Origin of the sequence: Cytobacillus oceanisediminis (genome assembly GCF_022811925.1) — a bacterium.
In the GTDB taxonomy this organism is placed as follows: domain Bacteria; phylum Bacillota; class Bacilli; order Bacillales; family Cytobacillaceae; genus Cytobacillus; species Cytobacillus oceanisediminis_D.
Map to the genome: position 1 here is coordinate 3,443,171 of NZ_CP065511.1, position 21,832 is coordinate 3,465,002.

General features: G+C 39.9%; 16 protein-coding genes and 1 pseudogene. 6 read left to right on the plus strand and 11 right to left on the minus strand.

The window, feature by feature from the left end:
* Positions 1 to 15: 15 nt before the first annotated feature.
* From IRB79_RS17255 to IRB79_RS17280, 6 genes are all read right to left on the minus strand, one after another.
* Entirely contained in the window at positions 16 to 1,827 is a 1,812-nt protein-coding gene (locus IRB79_RS17255; RefSeq protein ID WP_243503665.1) for an AIPR family protein, read from the minus strand.
* Between the two features lie 3 nt (positions 1,828 to 1,830).
* Positions 1,831 to 2,853: a PD-(D/E)XK motif protein gene (locus tag IRB79_RS17260; RefSeq protein ID WP_243503666.1), complete on the minus strand. Its 1,023-nt coding sequence runs from the start codon at positions 2,851 to 2,853 to the stop codon at positions 1,831 to 1,833.
* A 25-nt stretch (positions 2,854 to 2,878) separates the two neighbouring features.
* Positions 2,879 to 5,524 (minus strand): Z1 domain-containing protein, encoded by a 2,646-nt coding sequence (locus IRB79_RS17265; RefSeq protein ID WP_243503667.1) that lies wholly within the window; start codon positions 5,522 to 5,524, stop codon positions 2,879 to 2,881.
* Positions 5,511 to 6,989, minus strand: coding sequence for an ATP-binding protein (locus IRB79_RS17270; RefSeq protein ID WP_243503668.1), 1,479 nt, complete (start codon positions 6,987 to 6,989; stop codon positions 5,511 to 5,513). The genes IRB79_RS17265 and IRB79_RS17270 overlap by 14 nt, the downstream gene beginning before the upstream one ends.
* Before the next feature lie 575 nt (positions 6,990 to 7,564).
* Complete coding sequence (locus tag IRB79_RS17275) at positions 7,565 to 7,702, minus strand: hypothetical protein (protein WP_243503669.1); 138 nt, start codon at positions 7,700 to 7,702, stop codon at positions 7,565 to 7,567.
* A gap of 95 nt (positions 7,703 to 7,797) precedes the next feature.
* Positions 7,798 to 9,288: an ATP-dependent nuclease gene (locus IRB79_RS17280; protein WP_243503671.1), complete on the minus strand. Its 1,491-nt coding sequence runs from the start codon at positions 9,286 to 9,288 to the stop codon at positions 7,798 to 7,800.
* 246 nt (positions 9,289 to 9,534) lie between these two features.
* On the opposite strand from IRB79_RS17280, the pseudogene IRB79_RS17285 reads away from it, so the two are divergent.
* Together IRB79_RS17285 and IRB79_RS17290 are read left to right on the plus strand one after the other, a co-directional pair.
* Positions 9,535 to 9,755, plus strand: a pseudogene (locus IRB79_RS17285) (cation:dicarboxylate symporter family transporter); the annotation flags it as partial.
* A gap of 269 nt (positions 9,756 to 10,024) precedes the next feature.
* Entirely contained in the window at positions 10,025 to 11,059 is a 1,035-nt protein-coding gene (locus IRB79_RS17290) for a GIY-YIG nuclease family protein (RefSeq protein WP_243503672.1), read from the plus strand.
* A gap of 51 nt (positions 11,060 to 11,110) precedes the next feature.
* Here IRB79_RS17290 and bioA read toward each other — a convergent pair whose 3' ends face one another.
* Positions 11,111 to 12,439 carry an adenosylmethionine--8-amino-7-oxononanoate transaminase gene (gene bioA, locus IRB79_RS17295; RefSeq protein ID WP_243509504.1) on the minus strand — a complete coding sequence of 443 codons (1,329 nt, stop codon included), beginning with the start codon at positions 12,437 to 12,439 and terminating at the stop codon, positions 11,111 to 11,113.
* A gap of 29 nt (positions 12,440 to 12,468) precedes the next feature.
* Complete coding sequence (bioD, locus tag IRB79_RS17300) at positions 12,469 to 13,182, minus strand: dethiobiotin synthase (RefSeq protein WP_347815360.1); 714 nt, start codon at positions 13,180 to 13,182, stop codon at positions 12,469 to 12,471.
* 99 nt (positions 13,183 to 13,281) lie between these two features.
* Between bioD and IRB79_RS17305 the strand changes: the two genes are divergently transcribed.
* Positions 13,282 to 13,863 carry a biotin transporter BioY gene (locus IRB79_RS17305; RefSeq protein WP_243503673.1) on the plus strand — a complete coding sequence of 194 codons (582 nt, stop codon included), beginning with the start codon at positions 13,282 to 13,284 and terminating at the stop codon, positions 13,861 to 13,863.
* Between the two features lie 402 nt (positions 13,864 to 14,265).
* Here IRB79_RS17305 and IRB79_RS17310 read toward each other — a convergent pair whose 3' ends face one another.
* Positions 14,266 to 14,892, minus strand: a complete 627-nt coding sequence (locus IRB79_RS17310; protein WP_243503674.1) for a hypothetical protein — start codon at positions 14,890 to 14,892, stop codon at positions 14,266 to 14,268.
* 392 nt (positions 14,893 to 15,284) lie between these two features.
* Here IRB79_RS17310 and IRB79_RS17315 point away from each other — a divergent pair, with 392 nt between their 5' ends.
* From IRB79_RS17315 to IRB79_RS17325, 3 genes are read left to right on the plus strand one after another with little or no spacing between them, the layout of a single operon-like run.
* Positions 15,285 to 16,748: a spore germination protein gene (locus tag IRB79_RS17315; RefSeq protein WP_243503675.1), complete on the plus strand. Its 1,464-nt coding sequence runs from the start codon at positions 15,285 to 15,287 to the stop codon at positions 16,746 to 16,748.
* A 4-nt stretch (positions 16,749 to 16,752) separates the two neighbouring features.
* Positions 16,753 to 17,865 carry a GerAB/ArcD/ProY family transporter gene (locus IRB79_RS17320; protein ID WP_243503676.1) on the plus strand — a complete coding sequence of 371 codons (1,113 nt, stop codon included), beginning with the start codon at positions 16,753 to 16,755 and terminating at the stop codon, positions 17,863 to 17,865.
* A gap of 3 nt (positions 17,866 to 17,868) precedes the next feature.
* Positions 17,869 to 18,954: a Ger(x)C family spore germination protein gene (locus tag IRB79_RS17325; protein WP_243503678.1), complete on the plus strand. Its 1,086-nt coding sequence runs from the start codon at positions 17,869 to 17,871 to the stop codon at positions 18,952 to 18,954.
* Between the two features lie 173 nt (positions 18,955 to 19,127).
* Here IRB79_RS17325 and IRB79_RS17330 read toward each other — a convergent pair whose 3' ends face one another.
* Both IRB79_RS17330 and IRB79_RS17335 read right to left on the minus strand, forming a co-directional pair.
* Positions 19,128 to 20,426 (minus strand): (Fe-S)-binding protein, encoded by a 1,299-nt coding sequence (locus tag IRB79_RS17330; RefSeq protein WP_243503679.1) that lies wholly within the window; start codon positions 20,424 to 20,426, stop codon positions 19,128 to 19,130.
* Entirely contained in the window at positions 20,423 to 21,823 is a 1,401-nt protein-coding gene (locus IRB79_RS17335; protein ID WP_243503680.1) for an FAD-binding oxidoreductase, read from the minus strand. The genes IRB79_RS17330 and IRB79_RS17335 overlap by 4 nt, the downstream gene beginning before the upstream one ends.
* Positions 21,824 to 21,832: the final 9 nt, after the last annotated feature.

A 21,832-nucleotide genomic window follows, 5' to 3' on the forward strand; every position in this document is an offset into this window, starting at 1 on the left:
AAGGGTGTTTTATGGTTAAATTAGGGTTTTGAGTTCCTTAGAGCATGTAGCTTTGTACTGAATCCAACATGCTTCCTGCTTCGCCCACTGCGTCACGTTCCGCTCTCCGGCAGATTCTTTCAGATAGGACAAAGTCTTATCTGCAATGATACGGATAATATCATCCCATTTTTCTGATAGTGATTGTTCTTCCCATACACCAACCAAATCAATTTGCTCGCTGTAGATATGGTGAAGCATTGCCACAGTATAATAAATGACGTTTGCCTTATAGCCTCTCAGCTTCATTTCATCAACGATTTCTTTGACGCGCTGATTAATGATGGCTCTGGCAATTAATTTCTGATAGACGGATAGAGTAATCTTATCCTGTGTGCTGCCGCTCCAGAAGCTCTTGTTCAGATCCATGAACTTCTTGAATGCTTCCTCTCCGCCCTTACTGGAAACGTGAGGATAGCCTTCCCATGACATGAAGTATTTAGCCAGATCGACTTTTGTAAGGACTTTATCTTTCGGATACTGCTTTTTGAAATCGGTCTGTTCTTTTCCTCGCTTGCGGCGGTTGATATCCACCATATACTGGCCTCTGGCACGTTCGAAGTACCATTTGCTTTCTGGTCTTCTTCCGTCTTTTGCAGGAATCCAGATATTGCGCGAAAATTTCTCAAGGTCGGACATGAAGCGTGTATTGGCCAATAGATCCGATTTATTGATCTTATTTTGCGTATTGGCATATTGTGAAATTCGGGAAATCATTTCATCTTCCAGCAGGTGCTGATCTTTTGAAACAAATTCGTTAACCTGAAGGATTGTAAGTTTTGCCTGGACGTATACATCCTTTAGGCTGATTCCCTCTTTATAAGCCTTATGGATGGAAGCCGTCGTTTGGCCGCCGTTTACAATTTGCCAGCCGCTAAGACCTGTTATTTTATATTGATTTACTCCATCTTTTACAGGCTCAAAGTCGCCTGTTCGGGCTACAGTTGAAATGCCGTTGTTATAGGCGACAAACATTTTCCGCTGGAATGGATCTTTAAGCGTATCGCGTATGCCCTTGTTGGTTCCGCCCCTTGCCTGCAGGAATGAACGAACATTTCGCTCAACAAGCTTTTGGCCCCATTCGTCATAGGATTTAGCAAGAAGCTCAGCTGAAATATAGCCTACATAACAGTCAAATTCCTTTACACCGCTTGAAGGGTCAGGAACAAACATCATTTCAAATGTTTCACCGTAATCTCTCTCAAAATCAATGTAGTCTGTCTCTATAGCCTGCTCAGATGTGATCAGCTGCTGGACTCGGTCAATATCCCATACTTGAACATTCACGGTCTCAATGCCAGGAATTGTCATTTCTACCGGCTTGTTTGAAGCATAGTACATATTTGTCACTACAAAAATATTAATCTCGTTTAAGCTGTCTATTTCTTCATCAATGACTTTAGCAAGGTCGTAAGCTTCCAAAGAATGGTCAATTGTTTGAAGAAGGGACTTGGCATTTGTGACAAAACGCTTCGCCCGATTGGCGATTTCTGCAACAGCAGTCATGTTGATTGAAAGCAGATCTTCCTCATTCTGCTCAAAATTATAATCAGCCACAAACAGATCTAATACATGATTTTCGTCATCAAAAGAATAGGCATTTACGGCAATGTTTTTTCCCGTATCCTTATAAGGAGGGATCAGGATTTCCGGATCATCCGGCCTGTCCATAAAGGAAATCATTTTTTCCAGGAATGGAACCTGATAGCTGCCTGTTTTTATCGCTTTTTCTTCCAGCTCCTCCATGAAATCGAGGAGAAATTCTTTTCTTTGTCTAGTTTCTATCATCTTTTACCCTTCCACTCTAAACATTTGGTATATGGTTTCTGGATCTTTCTCATAATCGGAACAATGAGTCAGATCAATATTATAACTTACATGGGAAATTCCCTTCGGCAGATGTTCCTTTAAAAGACGAGGGAAATCTTCCCCAGCTTCGTAAACCTCTGTTTTTTCCACGAAAAATAAGATATCGCCATATTCTTCTTCTCTAAAACCAAGATCAGTCATCAAATCACTATAAATAAGGGCGATTCTTTCAGATCGCTCCGCAAGCTTGGCCCGGACTTGTCCTGCCAGCTCCTGGAGGCTCATGCCATGTGTCCTGCTTTGTTCGAGGAAACAGACATATAGATAAATAGAAGATACGGCTTCACTTAGCTTCAGCTGGTTCTCATTAGATATTTTAATGGTTTTTGATAGTTTATCAATGACGGTTTTGATCTCGAGCCCGCATCTGGTGCCTTTGAAGTCAATTCTTCCCTTTGTCGGACCTTCCCACTGTTCAATAATGAGAGGAGGCTGGCCAGGGTGCTTATCAAGCCATTCATTGATAAACCATAATTCTCCAAAGAGCCCCCGCTGCTGTTCTTCAGAAAGCCGCTTAAATCCTCCGCGCTGGAAGAAAGTCCTCCATCGATCAAGTACTTTATAGACAGTCGAAAACAGAGATTCTTCCTTTTCAGCTACTAAATGTTCAGCGAGATTCTGGAGGACAACATCAAAAATTTCGGAGCTTTGTTCGTCCTCCTGTCTGATCACGAGGAAATAATGCTGCTTAAGCAGGAAAAGCTTCTCAAAATATTCTACTTTGACTGACATGCCTCGCCATTTCGGCAGTGCTTTTTCCTGATTATCGTCCCATGCTTCCGTGCCCAGATCAATGTATAGCTGGCGGTGATGATTCGCAGGATCAATTCCTGCAAACATGACAGGGCTCTCGTAAGTCAGGACATTCAGCTTATATACTTCACTGTCATCCTGGCTTTTAAGCTCTTGGATCATTTGTTCAAACTCTATTTTTAGGTTCAACACAGCTACTCTCCTTAAATAAAGTTATTTAGACCGTTTTATTAGTCTGGTAGACATTTGTATCGTCAATTTCAGTCCCAGGGAAAGAGAATGCAATTCCAATAGGCACCAGTTTTGACGAGAATCCGGCATCCAGACTGTTAAAGATCGGCACTTCTGGATGCAGAGGATAAATTAGCATTAACCCCTTTTCCTTGTCACGCATTCTGCGTTTCTCTGTACGGTCTTTGATTCCTTTAATTTCTTCATAATCAAGATCCATGTATTCGTGGTTTGGAGACACAATGGCCCCAATGTCTCTGATTTGATCCTTGCTCTCAGGCGCTTTCACTTTCTTACCAAGAGCAGCTGCCGATTTCAAATTGATCTTCCCTAAATCAACAGGATAATCTGATAGTCCAGAAGCTGATGAAGGATCCCCTTCTACTACTGCAACTGTCCAATCCGTCAGCTCTCCCTCTTTATTCACACGGTCAATATAATCGGCTATTAAAACAGAATTAACGATATTGCTGTCAGCAGTCTGATATTCTGACAGATATTCTTTAATCATGTCTGAATTAACGCCAGATGCAGCATAAAAGTTTGTTCTTCTGTAAGTTGTCTTTTCTAAAGGAAGCTTATTTGCCAGCTTGACAGTGGCATCCATATTTCCTTTAATGACTTCTTCACTTGGATCAAAAAGCCTTGTCTGCTGAAGGGTACCTGCATAAATCACATTAGAAGATACTGCATTTCTCATTTTCAGCGGGCTTGTCAGCTTCATCGTTGGATGGCTAAGCATCTTAACTGCATATTCAGAAGGTGTTTTTTTCATTGCAGCAAGACGGTCGAATTCCTGGCGCAGCTGAATCATCGCAATGGCCAGATGTTCAAAATTTGAAGCAATCTCATCTGACGTATAGATGCGGCAAAGATCCATGTATCCCTTCCTGTATCCAAACCAGCGCCCCATCTGCATGAGTGTGTCATACATAAGCGTGTTACGGTAGTAATAGGTGATGCTTAAGCCTTCCAGGGTAAGACCGCGGGATAATTTGTCTCCGCCTACGGCTATTACATTCAGGCCATCTTCTTTATATTGGTGGTAATCCAAAGCATCCCGGCTGTTACCGTTAATTTCGAAAACTTGGATCGTCTCACAGCATTTTCTCAGTTCTTCATATACTTCATCCCAGCTGAATTCTGGATGGTTTTCATTTGGCCAATCCCTGCTAGTAGGAAGGATATCATTTTCATAAAGCTCCTGCAGCTCTGCAATCACACTGCTTTCAGGATTATACTGAAGCTGTTTTGAGATGGCATCAAAGGTACGCAACACTTCATCTTTCACACTTGACTGAACGTCCTTGAAGCGTGAAGTATGAATAAGCATCGAATTATGCTTCTTTCTTTGCCCTCTCAAATTGCGGACAGCAATCACAAGCAGGAATTCCAGCATAGCTTCACGCATCTGCGGAGGCACCTCTTCAAACTTATCTGCATCAGATTTCTTTTTAATTGTCGTAAATACCTCAAGATCTTCCTGGCGTAAATGGCGGATCAGGCTTGGGCGAGTATCTTCAGCATCCTCTTCCACATTGAAGTATTCTTCAGGTCCGCAATATTCCTTCGGCTTTGGCAGGCCGACAAGGAAATCTTTCGGATATAGGTCGTCCCCTTCTGCCTCTGTACTTCCCTCTTTACTGATAAGAAGGTTTGCGAAAGGTGTTGCTGTATAGCCTGCAAATGCTTTGCGCTTAAATACTTCAAGTATTTGCCTGATCAGACGGTTGATCGTTTTCGGATCTTCATTTTTGTCTGGATTGGAAGTGTCAACGGATGCCTGGTCAGCCTCATCATCAATAATTAAGACTGGGATATCCAGATTATATAAATCACGGTGATTGATTAATTGATCTCTAAGCGATTCCAGAACGGTTTTGTTTTTCTTGACAACCATCAGCGTTGGCGAGTTCAGGTTGCTGGTTCCTCTTTGGCTGGACTTGATATCATTTACTTCTGTTGTCCAGGATGAAATGATATGCTCTGCGGTATTCGCATAAATTTGTGCAACTCCGATTGGATTGCCATCCTTATCTGTCCGGTTCCCGATTACCTCTTCATTCAAGCGGATCTGTGTTTGGGCTCTTAAGTCATTATGAATACCTGACAGTACAATGATCAGCTTATAGCCGACATCATAAGCCTTGTTGATCAAGCCAGTGAAGTTAGCTGTTTTACCAGACTGGACATATCCTAATACAAGTCCTCGCTTATCGAATGGCTCCATGGACTTTGGATTTCCAATCGAAGCCATAATCTGATTGGTTGTTTCATCAATGGCGGTAACCGCCTCAAGCGGCCAATTTTTAGCTTCGGACAGATATCTGCGGTACCTGGTCCAGAAAAATCCGCTTGCTGCCATTTTAGGCTCAAACCAGCTTTTTTCTTTCGAGTTCCTCATGACATAATCCTTGGGAACCTCCAAGCCAATTTTGTATTTCATGAACATTTCCAGAGACCATTTTTGGAATTGTGCATCATCAATTGGACCAAACCCGGATGCCAATACTCTCGCTAATTCAAGTGCTTTTTCTGCAGCTTCCTCCGAAGTTGCAGAGTGGGCTTTCAACATATAATAGTTATTCGTAAAGGCCTGTTCGAACAGGCTCTTATTATCAATTCCTGACAATCAAATTCGCCTCCGTTGTGATTGCTTTTAAGGTTGCCCGGTTCAGGCCGTCAAAGGCCGGCTGAGTTAAAAGAATGTTAAACAGCTGTTCTTCATTATCAGCCACATTCAGCTTCAGCATGGAAGAAGCAAATTGGATAACCAGCTCTTTCTGGCTGTCAGGCACTTCCTGCACTTCCTCTTCCGGAACCTTTGGAGAATCTATAATATTGCTTGGCGAGCCAAGCTGAATAAATTTAAGATACAAGTTTAATAGCTTTGCATTTTCATCATCCAGATTTTTAAGCAGTTCAGAAAGGATCGGATGATTTCGGTTCAAAATAAATTGCGGGCCATCTTCGCTTCCTGATTGCTCCCATGTATTCAGGCTGCCTTTTATGGAAGGATTCCTTGGACCCGGCTGGGTGCGGAAATAGAATATATCTCTTGAAACTTTACGTGCAATGGATGAAATGGCCTCAAGCCTTCTTTTTGCATCTTCAGGCAGGTTAATGCCCGACTTTTTGATATCCACCTGCCAGTCAGAGTCCGCAGCATTCGGAAGATCAATGCGCACCCTGGCAAGCTGTGAAGCTGCATCCTTCGGGAATAGACCCATCCAATCTCCGAAGTATAGAAGGCGATTTTCACGGTAAATATATAATCCCTGGTGATCACGCCAGCCTTTATACCCGCCCGCCTTCTTGTACTCCGGCTCTGTTAGATGAGAAGCATGCGGCAAAATAAAGTACTGTACTTTAATTCGGTTTTCATTGATCCTAAGCATCTGCATTTCGCCTTCCATGGTATTTGGATGATACCGCATGAAGGGATCCCATGGCACAATATCCTTTCCGTTAATGAACATCTCAACTTCGCTTTTTTCTAGAATCGAATGGAATACAAATTCTAGATGCCTATTAATCCGGGACACTTTATTATAGAAGCTGGTTTCTTTCAGCTTGCGTTTGCCGCCATAACCCATAAAGCGGTCAAGCTTATCAATGCAGACAATAGTTCCGCTTTCAGGTTCAATGTCACCCATTTTAGCTTTTACTTCTTCCGGTATCCTGGTGAAAAGCTGCCATTCATTGCATTCCGATACATGATCCAGGTCCCAGCATCTTTCGTTATAAACTCCATCTTTTTTGGACAGAACACTTAACCGTTTCCCTAGCGAAAAGGATGCAGTCTTTAAACCCATTCCAAATCGTCCGAGTTCATTTGCACCCCTTTTTGCTCTCGGATCCTTAGATCCAATATTCATGGCTGTCTGGAGCATCTCTTCATCCATGCCCGAGCCATTATCAGAAATTGTAATCATTCCATCACTTTCGCCATAGGCGAAATTAATATGTATTTTAACTGCCCTTGCGTCCAGGCTATTGTCAACTAAATCAGCAATCGCTGTATTTGCATTATATCCAATCGAACGAAGCGCTTGAATAACAGGCGCCGCAGAAGGTCTCGTCAGTACGGTTTCCATTCGAATAACTCCGTTTCATTACTAGGTTTGTAACAATTATAACAAAAATTTAATATATAAATAGGTAGAGATGGGGATTTACTTATTTTTACAGAGTGAAAAAAATTTTAATATAAAAGCTTATCGGAATGGAGTTCCAGATCTTTATGTAAATAGACTATCAAAGAACCCTATCAAAAAATAAAAAGGGTCTTAAGAAAATAGATAATTTAGGTGAAAAAAGACAGAAATAAATTCTGTCTCTGTTCATTCCATAGATTTTGTGTTTTTTGAATGTGAGATGTTTTGAATTAAGGCAATCCATTAGTTCTTTCAGAAATCACCTCACATAATCAGCCAAAAGCATCATCCACCCTAAACAAAACAGTAAAAGGAACCGACTCATTAAAATAATAAGCAGTCTCCCCCCTGTACTGAGTAACATCAATAATTTCAGGTATATCTATTGATCTTAAAGTTACTCTCAGTCTTTCAATAGATTTGATAAAGGTGTTCTTTCAGCTAGCTCCTCGGGAGAACTTGAGAGAAATTAAATTATAGGCGATACACTTTGAGTCAGCCAAGACATAATAGTATTAAAGAGAACCTACTTTTTCTATTTCTTTCTTCTTTTTCTCTTCTAGTTCTTCTTTAACTTTTTGTTCTATCAGTTCTTCAAACAAATCATCATAAGCTTCCTCTAAGTATATTTTACGAAACCTTTCACCAATCATGGTCTTTTCATCTCGTTTAACGATATGTTTATATAAATCTTTTACTAACTTTCTAGCTTCACCAAACTTATTTTCACCATCAGAAGTTTCATATATTATTTGATATATTGTTTCAGTTTTTTATCATTCGATACGTCACCAATACCTATGGCATTCTCAAAGTTTGATATTGAACAGAATATTCTCAGGTTTCTATCTCCCTTGAGTCTATATATTTTTTTACAATTCGTATGTTGAGCCTTTAAAGTGGAAGAAGAGTACCTTGTATGATTGTCCACATCATGTAAAACATCGTAATTTGAGTTAAACTGATTTAAAACTTTCATCAAGGTTCCAATTGTAGATTTACCCCTTGCACGAATAATATGTACGTTCTCATTCTCTAACTTAGCAAAATGTTTAAATGCAATATACTCCGTATCCCCTTCAACAATCAATACTTTATCTGCAAAGAAAAATTCATTAACATAAGAGTCTACATAGTTTAAAATTTTCATATTTTGAATATCATCATCATCAAATTGCTCGCTAATAGATTTATATAATTGAATTGCTTCTTTTTCACCAACACGGAAAACTTGAATAGAGGTATGTCTCTCAGATAAATCGATAAGTATTGGAGAATGGGTAGAAATCATTAGTGGCATTTTTTCACCGATTTTATATAGAGAACGACTTAATGCTCGAACTGCTTCTGGATGTAAGAAAGCTTCCGGTTCATCTATCAGTAATAATTTATTATCATTTTCACCCATGAGCTTTTTTTCTATCATGTTTTGAATGAGGTATATTAGACTCATCCGTTGTAAACCAGTCCCTTGATTTGCTAGTGGCATTTTAGCTTGTTTATTATTGTCAATATGAACACTTGAATTTGTTGACTTTAATATGTCTGTTGAAGAAAAGCCTTCACTCTCGCCACCTACTACATTTAAGGATAAATGTTCGGTAGAAAATAGAACTCGCAAGTTATCCGAGACATCATTACTTACTTGTTCTAGAAGTTTATCAGTGCTTAATTTAAGTTTTCTTAAAAACTCAGGGTAAGACTTTCTGATTTGAGCATATTCCTGTGCTAATTGGAACATTTCTTTCTCTACTTCAGGGTCTCCATTAAAACCCTCAAGCTTTTGTAAATCGTTTTTGATTATCTCAGTATATATGTTTTGAATTAAATCGTTAATATCATCAGGTAACATTGATGGGGTAATATAAAATGGTTTATTGTTTAAAATTTCTTCTAAAGTGTTTTTCAATTTATGGTTGTTTTTAATTTCAACACCATTTTCATCATAAAAACTAGGAGCAGATTCCTCTTTATATTTCTTTACGATAGATATTTTATCTTCTTCAGACTCAAATACCGCTTTTAGGACAATGTTCTGCCCACGTGTAGAAAAACAATCATTAGGGATAGTTTTTGCCTTAGTCTCTTTTTGAAAAAAACAATTGATAGCTTCTAATACAGTTGATTTACCTGTATTATTTCTTCCAGTTAATATAGCAATTGAGTCTTTTGAAAAATCGATGGTAAAGGTCTCTTTGAAAACCTTATAATTGGTTACACTAAAATTTGTTAATCTCACCAAACATTCCCCCTTTATATGTTGTTTAAATTCTACCATATATACCCTTCTTTTTGAGTGCTGGTCATTACAAGAAATTATAAAATCAATAAAACACTATCATTGAGATAGGTACTCTATAGAAACAACCTATGTTCTCACAAAAAAAGAGTCTGCATTGAGCTAACTCTATATTAGTAAGAGATAAGAGGACCTAGTCCCCTCTTTAAATAACGTATTAACGCAGCCGGGATCAGTACCTTTCTTTCAGCTGTGATGATAGGTGCCAACACGCATATAGATGGGTTCTGTTCTTGGCGGGGTCTTTAAAATTGTGTTCTTATTCAGCTTGTTTAGTAATGACGAGCATGACAAGCATTTTGAGCATCCTGGCCGTATCCTTTTTGGTTGGAGCGGTAATGGGTGCGCTCCCAGGCGGCGGTATGATTGGCGAGATGCTGACCTTGAGTGTGTTTGGTTTTCCGCCAGTTAATGTGGCATTAAGTTATTTTGATAATTAAAACATTTTTAAAAACAATAGCCTAATTCTTCGCTAAACATATGAAGGGTTTAGGCTTTTTTATCTTTAAAAAAAGCAGAATTGGTACATGTTTATGCCAATATCCAAATAAGAGAAATAGCAGCCAATTCCCCTCACATGTTAAAATCCTAAATATATATTCTAGTAAAGGAATGAATGGCTATTAATCTCCCTGACAAGGTGAAAAACCTGCCCTTAACTCCGGGCGTATATCTGATGAAGGATTCGCAGGGTCAAATTCTGTATGTGGGGAAGGCGAAAAATCTAAAGAATCGGGTTCAGTCTTATTTCCGGAACTCTAAAAATCATTCTCCAAAGATTAAAAAGCTGGTCAAACACTTAAGGGATTTTGACTATATCCTGACAGATACTGAATTCGAGGCTTTTATGCTTGAATGCCAATTAATTCAAAACATGAAGCCGCTATATAATCGAATGATGAAGAGTCCGCAGTCATTCATTTATATCTCGATCAGCCTTACCGGCAAGCACCGTAAGATTGATATTGCCTATAATCCCATTGAGAATGACGACAAGGCTTATTTTGGCCCTTTTACAAGCCGAAGCAATGTAGAAAGAGCTCTCCGGGGGTTAAAGGAATGCTTTAAGTTGAACTGCAGTAACCCCAATGGAAAGAACACTGCTTGCCTGAATTATTCCTTAGGCTCCTGCCTTGGCCGGTGTCTTGGGGGGCCTGCGGAACAACAGTACAATGACATCCTGGACAGGTTTATCGGTTTTCTGAAAGGCACTGACATGAGTATTCTAGAGGACATGAATCAAATGATGTTGAATGCCTCTGAAGCATTTGATTTTGAAGCGGCATCCGCCTATCGGGATCATACACAGGCGGTAAGCTCCCTGTTAAAAAAAGAAAAAGTGATCGAATTCACCGAAGAGAATCATAATATCGTCGCTATCGAAAGATTAACAGATTCAACGAATAAACTTTTCCTTATTAAAAGGACGGATATTCTGTTCAGCCACAACTATGATGCAGCAGGCAACATTGAGGAAAAAATAAAAACGAACATTTTAGCTTATTTTAAACAAGATGAAGCAAATGAAGCCCGAGACGTTAGCAGACATGAAATCGATGCTGCGCATATTGTTTACCGTTATTTACACAGCGGCAGCTGCTCTTATCTCATCATTCCAGAAAACTGGCTGGACTCTGAGAATCATTCCACCCTGGATCTGGAACTAGAGGATTTACTAAATAATCCTCAATACTTTCAGCCCCCTTTATAAAAATGAATAAGGGGGCTGTTTCTAATTACCTTCTCTTCGAATGGTTTTCTCTCAAACAAACGACTTTTTCTTTTCTGTCACCGCTTCAATCGAATCTCTCATGATTTGAATCATTTTCCTGATTTGATCATCAGTACTCGCCAGAGGCGGCATAAAGACGATTACATCCCCAAGCGGTCTTGTCAGCATGCCCCTTTTTCTCATTTCCAGTGTTGAATGATACCCCATTCGGCTTTCCCATGGGAAAGGCTTCCCTGTTTCTTTATCCTGAACTAGCTCAATGCCGCACATCAGTCCTAATTGGCGGATGTCTCCTGCATGTTTGAGGCTTTTTAATGCAACTAATTCAGATTGAATGACTTCTGCTTTTCTTGCTGCCTGTTCTGCAAGGTTTTCTTTTTCATAGATTTTCAGGTTAGCCAAGGCTACTGCACATCCGAGCTGATTGCCTGTGTAGGAATGCCCATGGAAGAATGTTTTCATTTCTTCATATTCCCCATAAAACTCCTGATAAATTTCCTCTGTCGTGAGTGTGGCAGCCAGCGGGAGATAACCGCCTGTGATCCCTTTCGCAACGGTCATGATATCCGGCTGAACGCCTTCATGCTCGACTGCAAACATCTTTCCTGTCCGGCCAAAGCCTGTCGCGACCTCATCCACAATTAAAAGGATATTAAATTCACGGCATAGCTCTTCTACCCCTTTAAGATAGCCACTAGGCATGACATTCATGCCGCCTGCTCCCTGGATAAGCGGTTCGAGTGTTATGGCTGCAATTTCTTCATGATGATCCCGGAAAATGGCTCTTAGGTCTGTTAATGCCCTTTCTTTAACTTCTGCTTCACCTGAATAAGGACTCCGGTATTGGAGAGGAAATGGAGCTTTTAAGGTTGGAAACATTAATGATCCATACACGCGGTGGAATAAATCAACATTCCCGATACTGATGGCTCCAATTGTATCTCCATGATAATTGTTCGTGAGCGTGACGAATTTCTTTTTCTTTTGTTTTCCTTTATTTTGCCAATATTGATAGGCCATTTTGATGGCGATTTCTACTGAAGTTGCCCCGGAATCTGAATAGAATACCCGCTGCAAATTCTCCGGTGTGATCTCTATAAGCTTCTCAGCAAGCCGGATGGCAGGAACATTCGCTGCTCCTAAAAGTGTGGAATGAGCGATTAAATCAAGCTGCTCCATTATCGCCTCATTCAATTCCTTTTTCCGGTGGCCGTGCACATTTAGCCAAAGTGAGGAGTAGCCATCCAAATATTCTTTCCCATTAATATCTTTCAGAATGATCCCTTCCCCGCTTTCAATGATCAGCGGATCCCTCTCATAGTCTGTCATTTGTGTAAACGGAAGCCATAGATGCTTCATGCTGCTTTCTAAAAGATTTGCCTGCTCTCTCAATTACTGTCCCCCTCCATTAGCTTTGAAAATAGATGTTCAAGCATTTCTGAATCACCAAAGGCAGATAATGGATTTTCTAGGTATGGGATCATCCCTAAAACAGGCACCTTGGTCATAAGCTCAATCATTCGTATGTTGTCCTGCTCAACCTTTGTATCCTCTATTGTCATCTGATTCATGATAATGCCGATCACATTTATCCCTTCTTGTTTTAATCTTTCAGCTGTCAGAACGGTGTGGTTGATTGTGCCTACCCCGGTCCTTGCCACAATCACAACTGGAGCGGACAGTTCTTTCATTAAATCAAGCATGTTGTATCCATCGTCCCTTAAAGGAACGATGACTCCGCCAGCACCTTCTATTAATACAAATTCATTCTCCCTTGACAGCCGCTGATAATGCTCAATGATCTTATTAACCTCTATTTCTATTTCCTCTTCCCTTGCTGCCAGATGCGGGGAGCATGGTTTTTTTAATAGATATGTAGTGGAAGCTGCTAATTCCGGATTGGCCAGTTTATAAAACTCAACATCTGGTGCGCAAAGCACGTCATGAATGATTTCAGCTCCACTTTGCACAGGCTTATATGCAGCCGCCTGGATGCCTTTCTTTGTTAAATAGGCTAAAAGAAGAGCGGCAGCTGTGGTTTTTCCTGCATCAGTATCTGTGCCTGTAATAAAGAGACTTCTAATAAATATTCCTCCTTTTATATGTTAACCATATTTACAATTAAGTTAACATATGAGAATATTATATTCAACTTATTGTCAACTAAAAAATATTAATGGTTGACATAAAAGGAGGCTCATATGAAAGATTTAAAGACTCAAGATTTGGTTCTTTGCGGCCTTTTTGCTGCTTTAATGGGCATGGGCGCAAATCTGTCCCCATTTCTCATGATCGGGAGTGTTCCTATTACTTTACAGCTTCTCTTTGCTATTTTAGCCGGGGCAGTGCTAGGGAGCAGAAAAGGATCAATTGCTATGCTGGTCTATGTGTTTGTTGGTTTAATAGGTGCACCTGTTTTTGCACAGTTTAAAGGAGGCCCTGCCCAGTTATTAAGCCCGACCTTCGGCTTTGTGCTGTCTTTTGTGGCTGTTGCTTATGTTACTGGAAAATGGGTTGGGGATTCTCAACTAGTTAAACAAAAGCATTATTTAATGGCAGGAACTTTAAGCCTATTTTGCAACTACATAATTGGAACCAACTGGATGTATTTTGCTCTTCTTCTTTGGGCTGATGCACCGGCAGGATTTAGCTACCGTATGGCCTGGGGCTGGATGCTTGCCTATTTTCCTCTCGACCTGGCCGTAACGGCTTTATCCTTTTTCCTCGTTCCAAAGCTGAAACAGGCACTTAGAAGGACACATTATCTTAACACCGATATGTGACAGCCATTTTGATTCTTCATGTAAAGGAGCCTAATCGACAGGTTATAAAAACCGCTGATTAGGCTCCTCAATCGTGCTTAGGTTGTGAGCAAAAAAAAGAAACTGTTTTTCCAACAGTTTCAACTTAATTATCCGTTTTCATCTTAATAATTTTTCCACTTATTAGACTCTTCAGCCGACTGGGTTCTTCTTAGCTATCAGAGCCTCTTACTTGCTTTACTACACTAAAAGGGGCCCATGTTAGAAATCCTAATTTTATATAAAAAGGCAAACTCACTACTTTTGTTGGCGAGTTTGTCTTTTTATCGTTTTCAGGTTTCACTCGATATCTCGTACTAGATAAATCATTCTTAATTAAGGATGCGATTGAAGTATTATGAAGTGATCTTTTACATTATGGAGTTAATTGTCTTCTGAAAAGCCTATCTCGTTAGAAATAAAAAGCTTAAGGCTTCCAACCGTTGGTTCATTTTCATCCTCGTTAAAAACATTTAATTTCACTTCAAAATCAACTGCATCTTTTGGTATTTTTACTATTTTTGAGTTCTTGCCATCGAGGTCATCAAAAATGAGTTCATTTACAACATCATCCTCTTCATATAAACGCATGCCTATTTCGAGTGATATAGAGGAATCAAAATTCCATGTCCAGTCGTAATCAATATAGATTTGGACTTCATCAGTCGTATAAATGCCAAAAGCATAAGCTTCATGCGTTTTCAAAGGTCCAAGCTTTTCTACAAAGGGCTTAATGATATGGGTTTCTGTATCAGCTGCATGAGGATCAAATATTGATGAATCATCGTCCCTGATAAATAAACTGCCCCGCAAACGAATGTTCCTGAACATATCTGAAGGCGGTGACCACTCTTTTAAAAGTGGACTGTCATTCACAATTACACATTGTCTCTCCTCTATATTAATACCTTTTATTGCTTTATTCATTAAATTGCATGGATCTGTATTATGGATCTTATCAGCAGGATCCGGATTAATTGGATCATCATACTTTCCATTTTCACGAACCAATAGAGCATGATTGGTTAATGGATGATCTAAGAAAAGATCTTACATCCATCTGCTTTCTCAAACTCTGCTCTTGCTTCATCCTAAAAAGTGTGTGGGGCCTGTCCCCCAAGTACGGTAACAATTTAACGAACCGGGGGACAGGCCCCCATGTTCTAAAATTCAGCTGCTGATTAAGTGGGTAGCTTGGATCATCAAGAAGATGCTTATTATAGGCCTGCTGAAATAGCGGACAGCAGAGCCATCCAATTTCAATTCTGTTGCTTCTCATAAACTGTTTTCATCACCTACTCTGGCATATTTTTGCTATTAGTCAGCATACTAGGTATAGCTCAACCTATTCATTTACTTTTTCTAGAGCCTTAAACTTTAATTTACTTCAGTGGGGGATTTTCATGTTTTGGAAAAAGGAAAAAAAGCAGACACTTCAAAAAGGACAGCAAAATCTCTCACTGGGACTATTAAAGGAGATTCTAGCCAATCTGGAAGACGCTGAGATTGTTGAGAGGCAAAAACCAGAAGGCCAATGTTTCACCTTCATTTACATAAGAACTTTGATAGATCAGGAAAGAATGAATGAAGCTTTATTCGAACCAGTGCTCCATTGTACAAATGAGTCAATCCAAGATTGTATTTCAACTTCTAAGGCAGAAGAAATATTCACTTTGGGGGAAGCTGAAAAACAATTATTGGCTGGGTCCGTTATTATTTTTGATTCGCTTAAGAAACAATGGTGGAGTGTCCTTCTTACAAATAATCTGGGACGCTCTATTGAAACTTCTGACACGGAAACAATATTATATGGGGCGAAAGACAGCTTTAGCGAGCAGCTGGATACGAATATTACCCTTATTCGCAGAAGGCTTCCGGTTACTGAATTAAAGTCGGAAAAGTTAAAGGTAGGTTCGTTAAGTGAAACGACGGTTGTCCTCATGTATATGGAGGGCGTAACAAATCCCGAGTTTGTATCGATTGCCAAGGAAAAAATTAATAAAATCGATTTCGATCTTTTTTTTGATTCTTCACAGATTGCTGCTTTTATGGAGGATCATCAGAACAGTATATTTCCACAGTTCCAGCAGACCGACCGGCCGGATGTCTGTGCTTATTCTTTAGGAATTGGCAAGCTGATTATTCTTGTCGATAATACTCCTTTCGTGTTGATTGGCCCAGTTACATTCTTTCATCTGTTCCAATCACCGGAGGACTATATTAACCGCTGGCCTGTCGCCAGTTTCTTACGCTTAATCCGTTATATCAGCTTTATTTTATCGATAACACTTATCCCGCTCTATGTAGCACTGACTACCCATCACTATCAAATGCTGCCCCTGCAAATTCTATTTGTTTTAGTAGAATCCAGAAGTAAATTGCCGTTTACTCCATTTTGGGAAGCATTGCTCATGCTGATTATTCTCGAAATTATCAAAGAAGCCAGCTTGCGGATGCCGACTAAATCCAGTCAGACACTTGGCGTAATCGGAGGAATTGTCATTGGACAGGCGGCCGTAGAGGCTGGCTTTGCCAGCAAAGTACTGATTGTGCTGGTAGGTGTATCAGCAATTGCCTCCTTCCTAGTCCCTAATTATCTCGTGACAAAAGCGAACACGATGATTCAATTTGTATTTTTGCTCCTCTCTTCATTTCTCGGAGTATTTGGAATAGTCCTGGGGATGATCATCATTTTGGCACATCTGAACAGTCTTACATCACTTAGACAGCCCTATTTTGCCCCAGTGGCTCCTTTATACTGGAAAGATTGGATTGACCTATTTATTCGTGGCCCTTTAACAAAAATGAAAACCAGGCCCGACCATTTGCACCCTTTCCAGAAATGGCGTTACAGCAAAAGGAGATGATCTAATGACTTCTATTTCTATAGAAAATAACACGTCTTCCTTTAATGGCATTTATGTGTTTTTTATCGCGAATCGGCTTCAGCTGCTTTATTTTTTATATGTAATGCCAACTGTTTTAACCCACCCATATATGATATGGGGTATTATTTTGGTGGGCATATTCTCTCAATTAAATTTAATCCTATTATCAAAATGGTTATCATCAGAGCATGCTTCAAAAGGGTATCCAGGTTTTGTACATCTATTCGGACAATGGATGATGCGTGTTTTTGCAGCAGTCGGCATCGTTGTGATTGGAATTAAAGTAACGGTTGTCACATTAGGATACGTTGAAATTATTCATCAGTTTGTGTTTCCCTCTATGAATCCAAATTGGCTGATTGTATTTATCATGGCAGTTTGCTGCTATACAGCATCACTGGGAATGGGTAATGCCATTCGTTTTTCCGTAATCGCCTTTCTCTGTTCCATATGGATGATCTTGCTTTTTTATACTTTTTTCATGCCGCCCATTGCTTCACTTCCCGACCTATATCCTTTAATTCCTGAAGATTGGTCAAATATTTCCTGGAAGGGCTTGCTGCTCATATGGTCATCTTTGTCCGGTCCGGAATATATCGTTTGTATCGCTCATTTACTGAACCCAAGAGGCAGCTTTCTTAAATATTTTACATTTGCCAATACATTATCAGTATTAGAATACCTGGTTTTATTTATAGCCTCTCTATTCTTTTTTGGATCCAAGTTCTTAAGCTTAAGCAAATTTCCTATTGTTACGATGGCTAGATATCTTCAATCTCCAATATTTGAAAGAGTTGATATCATTTTGATATGTTTGAATATCTTCAACTTAGTGTTTGGGGTTTCAATCTTTTTGCTATGTTTCTATGGCGCTCTCCGCATTTTAGGGAAAAAGCTGCAAACCAATCATTCCAAATGGGGAATTCAAATCATCTGCATCATCGCCTCAGTATGGCTAATTGCTGCAAACAAATGGATCTGGAGAGAAGAACATCAAAGCTTATTGCTTAATCTTGAAATATGGGGCAGTTCCCTTACGTACCTTCTGGTCCCCTTATTCCTTCTTATTTTCAGCAGAAAAAAGAGGGGCTTATAGAATATGGCATATTTAAAAAAGTCTATATGGATGACTATAGTATACTGTGTGATCTTGATCACTGGATGTGCTCCTTATCTGGAAAATAACGAAATTGAAGAAATTGCTCCAGTGATTTTTTGGTCACTGGATGCCGCCGAAGAGGGAAAGCTTGAAGCAACCACAGTCGTACCTCCTTTAGTTCAGGAAAAAAAACGCATCCTGACCATGCAGGTAGACCTGCTGAAGCAAAGCGGAAAAGGCTTTAACCTAAGGTATTACAGAGAGTTGAAGGTTGGGCAGCTTCGGGTTCTGTTAATTAATGAAGAGCTTGCAAAAAAAGGATTGAGGCCAATTATTAATACCATATTTACGGATCCTGACATTTCTCAGCGACTCTATCTCGTTATCGTTCAGGGAGATGTTAAAGATTATATTAAGGAAGAAATAGAAAGCCAGGAAAACCTGGATTACTTCCTTTATCGCATGTTAAAACACTACGAGAGAAAGCGGCAAGGCCAGCTGTCGATTGTAAATCTGCATCAATTCATGCAAAAGCTGTATTCCCCCTTTTCTGATCCAATCCTGCCAGTGTTCAAGGCAGAGAATGGAAATTTCAATTATGAAGGTACAGCTATTTTTCAAAATGACAAGCTAATCTCTGTCGTTACTGATTCAGATGATGAAATCTACCAGCTTATAGGGAATGATTATTATCTAAAATACCTTCCCATACCAAAACTATCTGTCGTATTAGGCCATGTGCGCACAAATGTAGATGTCACCTTCAACCGGGACTTTACAGAAATGAATTTCAAAGTAGAGCTGAAAGGCAGAATAGATGAGTATCAGGGTGAAAAGAATCTTAATGATTTGGATGATTTAGCAGAGATCACTAACGAAATTAATTCCCATCTTGAAACCCAAACCAAAGCATTTCTGCAAAAAAACCAGGAGTGGCAAACCGACCCGTTAGACATTGGAGCCAGAACATTAACCCCTTTCTCAAGGCCGATAGAGAAAAAAGAATGGAGGGAAAAATGGAGAAATCTGCAGATCAAGGTTAAATACCAGATGGATTTAGAACCGTTAATTAATATTCAGGAATGAAAAAGACCGCAGCCAGCAAAGTGAATGCTGGCTACGGTTATTTCTTTTAATATTTTTCAGCAACAAAATGAACGAATGTTGCTTTCGTGCAGCCATTACACTTCCTTTAACATTTTGCTTTTAATTCTCTCAAATTAAATAAAACCGGATGTGTCATTTTTAATTATCATTGGTCACTTAGAAACCGCCCCAGCCTCAACCAGCAAATCTACAAGATGAACAGCTCTTACACTCTTCTCAAGCCCTTCCCTTTGAATACCTAATTTCATTTGCAGCAGGCAGCCTGGATTGGCTGTTACAATTATGGAAGTATTGGTCTCTTTTACGTTTTTCATTTTACTGTCCAATATTTCCATGGAATCCTCGTAGTTAACAATATTATAGATGCCAGCAGAACCGCAGCACCGTTCTTTGTCATTCATTTCACGGTACCCTTTGCTTTTTACTTGCTTTAATAAAGATAATGGCTCATTTTTCACCTTTTGAACATTGATCATATGACAGGATGGCTGAAAGGTTATGGTTCCATTCACTTCCTTTGTAAAGCTCAAACCATCTAATTCAGATAGCACCTGTGAAATATCTCTTACCTTATTAGAGAAAGCTTGTGCACTTCTTTCCCACTCTATGTCTCCCTTAAATAGTTCACCATATTCCAAAAGAGTCGCACCGCATCCACCAGCATTGTTAACGATATAGTCTGTTTTTTCCTTTTCAAATGCCTCTATATTTCTTTTGGCAAGAAGTTTAGCGTCCGCTATTTTTCCGGCATGGGCATGCAGTGCACCACAGCACGTCTGATTTACAGGAATAAGTACGGCAGCTCCTGCCTTGGTCAGCAGGTCGATTGTATTCCTATTCGTCTCATAGAAGATGGCATCCATTACACAGCCGGTAATAAATCCAACAGTGACTTTCCTGGAACCAATGGCTTTGAAGAGGCGAGCCCTGTTTTTCCGTTCTGCGGGAGATGGAAGATCAGGGAGAACGGACTCAAATTTCCCTAGATGAAGCGGAGCAAATTGGGTTATTCCTGTTCTTTGTGCCATTTTTTGCATCCCGGACTTTTGATAAAGCCATGAAAGATATCCAATTGTATTCATCCATCTCTTTGATGGAAACATTTGATCAAAAATCAATGATTCACTTAACTTTTGTGTTATCGATTTTTGTTCTGCATTTTCTAAAACTTCTTTAGCGCCTTCTAAAATCTTCCCATACTGAACGCTGGTGGGACAGGCTGTTTCGCAGGCGCGGCATCCAAGGCATTTTTCGATTGGTTCCCGCAAATCCTCTGCCTTGATCTTGTCTTCTGCCAGCATTTTGACAAGATTAATGCGGCCACGCGGCGAATGCACCTCGCTCTTCATCGTTTCGTAAGTGGGGCAAACTGGCAAGCAATATCCGCATTGAACACAATTAAACGTCTCATCATAATGTAATTTGCTTTGTAGACCCGCTGCAGCTTTCATTCCCTCAGCACCAGCTTCTGGCCTTCTTCAGGAAAGATTTTACCGGGATTTAAAATGTTATTCGGGTCCCATATTTTTTTAATTCTTTTCATCATATCAAGACCGGCTGCACCCAATTCCATTTCCATAAAAGGAGCTTTTAGTGTTCCAATCCCGTGTTCACCAGAGAGTGTCCCTCCTAGTTCAACAGCAGCTTTAAAAATTTCCTCAACTGCTTTTTCAACCCGGATCATTTCCTCCGTATCTCTTTTATCACAGATAATATTTGGATGAAGGTTTCCGTCACCGGCATGTCCAAACACGACTAGATGAATATCATATTTCTCCCGGATTTCCTTTAGTTTTTGGAACATATCGGGAATCTTGCTGCGGGGTACTGTTGCATCTTCAGATACTTTAGTTGGTTTTATCTTTACAATAGCCGGGGAAACCAGCTTTCTTGCCTTCCAGTAACTCTGTGCTTCGTCCTGATTTTCTGCTATTTTCACTTTTACAGATTCAAAGCCTTTAAAAATCACTTCTATTTTTTTCATTTCTTCTTCAATAGCCAGAGGATGGCCATCAAGTTCTATTAAGAGAATGGCTTCTGCATCAATAGGGAGCCCCAGCGGCTGATAGTTCTCCACAGCTATTATGGAAGACTGATCCATGATTTCCATTTTGGCCGGAAGGATACCGGAAGTTAATATTTTCGAAATCGCTTGTCCTGACTGGACAAGATCATCAAAGACAGCCATCATGGTCTTTGATGCTGGAGGCTTTGGCACTAATTTCAGTGTCGCTTCCGTAATGATCCCAAGCGTACCTTCCGATCCAACGATCAATTTTGTTAAGTCATATCCAGTTACATTTTTTATTGTCTTTCCGCCTGTTCTAATGATTTCTCCCTCAGGGGTTACCACTTCCAAGCCGATAACATAATCCTTCGTTACCCCATATTTCAAGCCCCTTGGTCCGCCAGAATTTTCTGCTAAATTTCCACCAATTGTTGATACATGGGCACTGCTTGGATCAGGGGGGTACATGAGTCCAAACTTTTCTGCTTCTTGATTGATGCTCGCTGTCAGTACACCTGGTGATACGACTGCCACCAAATCATCAGGATAGATTTTCAAATTACCATTCCATTGGGACATGTCTAAAACCATCCCACCCTTAACAGGGAGAGGACCTCCACTTAATGAAGTCCCCTGACCTCTGGGGTATACTGGTATGTTAAATGTATTGGCCAACTTTAGAAGTGAAGAAATCTCCTCCTTATTTTTCACCTGGATGACCACTTCAGGAAGATAGCTGCCGAATGAAGCATCATAACTATAACTATATCGATCAGCCAAACTCGTAAAAATTTGGTCTGAAGGTATTATGCTTCTTATTTCCTCCATTAATAATTCCATTCTGATGGC

Excerpts from the sequence above, each read along its gene's own strand:
- IRB79_RS17255 (WP_243503665.1), bottom strand. The coding sequence starts at position 1,827 with ATGATAGAAACTAGACAAAGAAAAGAATTTCTCCTCGATTTCATGGAG.
- IRB79_RS17270 (WP_243503668.1), bottom strand. The coding sequence starts at position 6,989 with ATGGAAACCGTACTGACGAGACCTTCTGCGGCGCCTGTTATTCAAGCG.
- IRB79_RS17275 (WP_243503669.1), bottom strand. The coding sequence starts at position 7,702 with ATGATTGGTGAAAGGTTTCGTAAAATATACTTAGAGGAAGCTTATGAT.
- IRB79_RS17290 (WP_243503672.1), top strand. The coding sequence starts at position 10,025 with ATGAAGGATTCGCAGGGTCAAATTCTGTATGTGGGGAAGGCGAAAAAT.
- bioA (WP_243509504.1), bottom strand. The coding sequence starts at position 12,439 with ATGAAGCATCTATGGCTTCCGTTTACACAAATGACAGACTATGAGAGG.
- IRB79_RS17305 (WP_243503673.1), top strand. The coding sequence starts at position 13,282 with ATGAAAGATTTAAAGACTCAAGATTTGGTTCTTTGCGGCCTTTTTGCT.
- IRB79_RS17315 (WP_243503675.1), top strand. The coding sequence starts at position 15,285 with ATGTTTTGGAAAAAGGAAAAAAAGCAGACACTTCAAAAAGGACAGCAA.
- IRB79_RS17320 (WP_243503676.1), top strand. The coding sequence starts at position 16,753 with ATGACTTCTATTTCTATAGAAAATAACACGTCTTCCTTTAATGGCATT.
- IRB79_RS17325 (WP_243503678.1), top strand. The coding sequence starts at position 17,869 with ATGGCATATTTAAAAAAGTCTATATGGATGACTATAGTATACTGTGTG.
- IRB79_RS17330 (WP_243503679.1), bottom strand. The coding sequence starts at position 20,426 with ATGAAAGCTGCAGCGGGTCTACAAAGCAAATTACATTATGATGAGACG.
- IRB79_RS17335 (WP_243503680.1), bottom strand. The coding sequence starts at position 21,823 with ATGGAATTATTAATGGAGGAAATAAGAAGCATAATACCTTCAGACCAA.